Here is a 3,528-nt window from a genome sequence, read left to right on the forward strand (position 1 = left end):
CGTCAACCGGTTCGCGTTACCGTAGTCGAGGATACTAGCCGCACCCCGCGAACCCTGACCGCCGTTCCTGCTGGCAATCAACCTGCAGGTAACGCAAGTCTTTGATTTATAAGGGGCTTCGCATAATGGACCGATTATGTAACGTATGGTCGTGAAAATCGGCGATCACGACCGTATGTTGCATAATCGAGATTATGGGAAGCCATTTCGGAACTTCGTCGAACGTGCTGCGAACGTGCAAGCTTGAAATTCCCGCCGAACTCGTCCGCGAGGCCCATTTTTACGCGCCAGGGCGGACTGACCTCGATGCTGTCTGCCACCTCCTGACCGACTACCCGAAACTCGCTGCGGAAGTGCGCAAGCTGCGTTCTCGCGTGGCGGATCTTGATCGGGAAGGGGCTGACTTCGATGCTCGCTTGGAAACGCTTCAAGCGGCCTGTAGGGCAATCCTCGACCTTTGACAGGTCAAGGGCCGCCGCACCGGCTCGTCGGAACACGCTTTACCGTTCCGGCGAACGGAGCGCCGGGCGAAGCGCACCCTTGAACGTACCCCGTCCAACTACTCTCCGCCTGGGGTGCAGGGAGAGCTTTACCCCCTGCATCCCTGGCCTCGCCGAGAGCCCCCGGAGGGCCGCCGGAGGCGCTTTTGATTTGGCTGTTTGGGCGCCTCGGATCGGCACCCGGCAGGGTGGGGGTGCTGTAACACCCCCACTTTACCCCGAACTCTCGGGGTGCTCGGACGCTGTTCCCCGTATCTCGTCCGACCATCTTTCGCCCCCTATCAGCTTGTAACAGCCTGATTTATAAGGATTTTTTGCGTTAATCAGGAGCGCCAATGCGTTTGCTTTCTGAACGCACTCTTTCTCCGTTGTGTACTGGCCGATGACGTCCCCTTTGTCACCGTTCCAAGTCACGAGTATCCATGCGAGCAATGCGGCGCTTGGCTCCATGCCTAGTCCTTCCCTAGTACGGTTTCGCGGTATGCCTTCACGTCCTGGGCTGTCAGCGTCGACAGGTGTTTCCAGATCAAGGCGCCGAGCAAGTCGCTCTCTTTCACGTCCTCCTTTCGCTCAACGATCAGCTTTATCCGCTTCGCGTTGAGTGCCTCGACGGCCTCGTCTCTCAAGCGATAGGTCTTCGCCATTTTTGATTTCACCTCGCCATCACGTGTGATTTCCGACAGACGTGATTTTTGCACGTGTTGCATTGTCATTTGTGATTCGGCTATAAAGTGCACAAAGATCATTTGTGATTTTTCAACAGAATCACATTCGACCGGCCCAGCGATAGGGAATTCCATGTTTTACGACTGGATCAAGGCTTATCAGGACTATCCGTACGACCTGCCCAAGGTCGCGGATATCTTGGTCCGTCGCTTCGACGCGGAGTCCGAAGAACTGCTCAGCGAATCCGCGCCGGCCTTCTTCGCTGAGGGTAGCTACTGCACCACCTTCCGCATTCATGTCTGCGGGCGCCGGATCACGGTTGATGGCAACGCCTCCCGGATCAATCGGCTCGACAACGTGTTCGGTATCGAGCGCCTGGACGATTGTATGAAGGTGATTAACGCGATTCTGGCTGATGAATGCCTGCCGCCGATGACTAAGTGCACCAAGGTCGACCGCTTGCAGGACGGCACCGCGCTGCCGGATGGCGCGGTGTTCCAGCGCCTCGACCTGACCAGCAATTTCTACGTCGGCAAGGGCAACGAGCGGCCCTACCTGCGCGGCATTTCCAGTCAGCGCTACCGGAACTCCATCGGTTACCTCTATCCGGACGGCAACACCTGCGTCTGGACCCCGAAGGGTGGCGAGAAAGCGGGGCGTCTGGTGTACCCCGGCAACTACAACAAGGCGGCCGAACTGGACGCCCATCTGTTGCCGAAGGTGAAACGCGCCTACGGCGAGGACTCCGACGAATACCGCTACGTCAAGCAACTGCGCGACCACTGTGCGGAAGTCGGCATGGTCCGGGCGGAGATCAAGCTTCGTTCGGAGTTTTTGAAGCGTGAACGCCTCTGCTTTTGGGGCCTATTCGATGAAGAGCGACTGCGTGAAATCCACCGGGATTTCCTGACTACGGGCGACAAGCTGCAGGTGACAGCGATGGACATTGCGAGCATTTCCGAACAACTGATGCGTGAAGGCATCTGTGACTCCATGATCGCGGCGGTACGGACCGCGACCTATGCCATGGAATGGATGCATGGCAAGCAATTCGACCTCAACAAGTCGTCTGTTCAGACGCATCGCGCTCGTCTGCGCGCCATCGGCATTGATATCAAGCTCCCGTATGACGCCACCCGCCACGGCGTGGTGTTCATCCACAACGTCCGCGAAATCGAACGCACCTTCGAACCGATGGTGCCGAGCTTCTACCGCCCGGCTGTTATTCCGTCTCACCTGCGACTGGTGGCCTGACATGAATCGCAAACTCCGTCGTTTCATGCTTCGTCTGCCATTCCTGCCCATGTGTCTGTTGATCGTTTATCTGGTCTGTTGTTGGTTGCTCGGTCGCCTGCTGATCACGGTTTCCGGGATGTTGATCGAGTTCCCGTTCGAGATGGCGTTCGCCCTGGCTGCCAACGTCGTGGCGGCGATTTTCATTGGCTTCAAGCTGGCTGATCGGGTGCGGAAATGAAGTACCTCCTCGTCATGTCCAGCTCCGGCGCCCTGGTACCGGCTCACCGTCTGCTGGCCGGTGGCGGTCCTGCGGTGGTCTGCGACCGCCCCGAGGATGCGCCTTACACCCCGATTCAGTGGGCCGAACTGGCGACCGGACGCCTCACCAGCGGCCAGCGCCGCAACCTCGATTTGCGCGCTCGTCTGCGCACCGCTGCGGTGGCGTCGCCGCTCCGCGATCAAGTCGCGGCAACCATGGCCACCCTCGACCAGCGCAAGGCGGACGGCGCGCAGCCTGAGCGGCTGTATGAGTTGGTCGAGCAGTCCAGGGGAACCCCCTGTCTGTCCGATTGGATGGGCTACGTCGCGTTGTCGGATTTAGGGGAGGGCGCCTGATGACCTTTTCTCGTTACGTGCTCCGGTTGCTCTGGCACTGGTCGTTTCCCTTTGTTCTGGGTGCCGTTCTCGGTCTGGCCGGTGGAGCCGCGCAGCTTGTCACTGTTGCTCAGGTGATCGAAGACGGCCTCGCGACCACCGTTCAAGCCTGCCTTGCTGCGGAGACCGGCAAATGATCGCCGCGACCGTTGAGCTGTTCCTGATCGTCTTCTTGGGCTTCGCCGCCATTCACTGGCTTGGCGTTTGGGCCCGTTCCTCGGCTGCGCCGCGCAGCCCCCGTTTCACCCTGGGCCGTACTGAGGCCGGCCCCTTCACTACTGCAATGGAGATTGACCAATGAGCCGTATCGCGCGTGGTTTCGTACAAGACGTGATCCAGAAGGGGGAGGGCGACAAGGCCTTCGCCATCGTCGGCATTACCGTAACGAGTAAGAACCGTAACGGTTTTGACGTATCCGAACTGCTGGAGTTTTCCGTACGCGGTGAGCAGTTCAAAGGCGGCTTGCACAATG

At 59.1% G+C, this 3,528-nt stretch carries 6 protein-coding genes; 5 read left to right on the forward strand and 1 reads right to left on the reverse strand.

Going from position 1 to position 3,528, the window contains the following annotated elements:
• Window positions 1-952 precede the first annotated feature (952 nt).
• Window positions 953-1,300, reverse strand: coding sequence for a hypothetical protein (locus tag ACFW0B_RS25530; protein ID WP_449151750.1), 348 nt, complete (start codon window positions 1,298-1,300; stop codon window positions 953-955).
• Here ACFW0B_RS25530 and ACFW0B_RS25535 point away from each other — a divergent pair.
• From ACFW0B_RS25535 to ACFW0B_RS25555, 5 genes are read left to right on the forward strand one after another with little or no spacing between them, the layout of a single operon-like run.
• Window positions 1,299-2,420, forward strand: coding sequence for a phage/plasmid replication domain-containing protein (locus tag ACFW0B_RS25535; protein ID WP_449151751.1), 1,122 nt, complete (start codon window positions 1,299-1,301; stop codon window positions 2,418-2,420). The two genes, ACFW0B_RS25530 and ACFW0B_RS25535, sit on opposite strands and share 2 nt — an antisense overlap.
• Window position 2,421: 1 nt before the next feature.
• Window positions 2,422-2,640, forward strand: a complete 219-nt coding sequence (locus ACFW0B_RS25540) for a hypothetical protein (protein ID WP_449151752.1) — start codon at window positions 2,422-2,424, stop codon at window positions 2,638-2,640.
• A complete protein-coding gene (locus tag ACFW0B_RS25545) occupies window positions 2,637-3,017 on the forward strand; it encodes a hypothetical protein (protein ID WP_449151753.1) in 381 nt (126 codons plus the stop codon). Before ACFW0B_RS25540 ends, ACFW0B_RS25545 begins: the two co-directional genes overlap by 4 nt.
• Complete coding sequence (locus ACFW0B_RS25550) at window positions 3,017-3,193, forward strand: hypothetical protein (RefSeq protein ID WP_449151754.1); 177 nt, start codon at window positions 3,017-3,019, stop codon at window positions 3,191-3,193. Before ACFW0B_RS25545 ends, ACFW0B_RS25550 begins: the two co-directional genes overlap by 1 nt.
• A complete protein-coding gene (locus ACFW0B_RS25555) occupies window positions 3,190-3,357 on the forward strand; it encodes a hypothetical protein (protein WP_449151755.1) in 168 nt (55 codons plus the stop codon). Before ACFW0B_RS25550 ends, ACFW0B_RS25555 begins: the two co-directional genes overlap by 4 nt.
• Window positions 3,358-3,528 lie beyond the last annotated feature (171 nt).

The organism is Metapseudomonas phytobenefica, assembly GCF_043392685.1.
Lineage (GTDB): Bacteria > Pseudomonadota > Gammaproteobacteria > Pseudomonadales > Pseudomonadaceae > Metapseudomonas.

What these genes read in the sequence shown, in the direction of transcription:
- ACFW0B_RS25555 (WP_449151755.1), top strand. Translation starts at nt 3,190, where the DNA reads ATGATCGCCGCGACCGTTGAGCTGTTCCTGATCGTCTTCTTGGGCTTC.
- ACFW0B_RS25530 (WP_449151750.1), bottom strand. Translation starts at nt 1,300, where the DNA reads ATGGAATTCCCTATCGCTGGGCCGGTCGAATGTGATTCTGTTGAAAAA.
- ACFW0B_RS25535 (WP_449151751.1), top strand. Translation starts at nt 1,299, where the DNA reads ATGTTTTACGACTGGATCAAGGCTTATCAGGACTATCCGTACGACCTG.
- ACFW0B_RS25545 (WP_449151753.1), top strand. Translation starts at nt 2,637, where the DNA reads ATGAAGTACCTCCTCGTCATGTCCAGCTCCGGCGCCCTGGTACCGGCT.
- ACFW0B_RS25540 (WP_449151752.1), top strand. Translation starts at nt 2,422, where the DNA reads ATGAATCGCAAACTCCGTCGTTTCATGCTTCGTCTGCCATTCCTGCCC.
- ACFW0B_RS25550 (WP_449151754.1), top strand. Translation starts at nt 3,017, where the DNA reads ATGACCTTTTCTCGTTACGTGCTCCGGTTGCTCTGGCACTGGTCGTTT.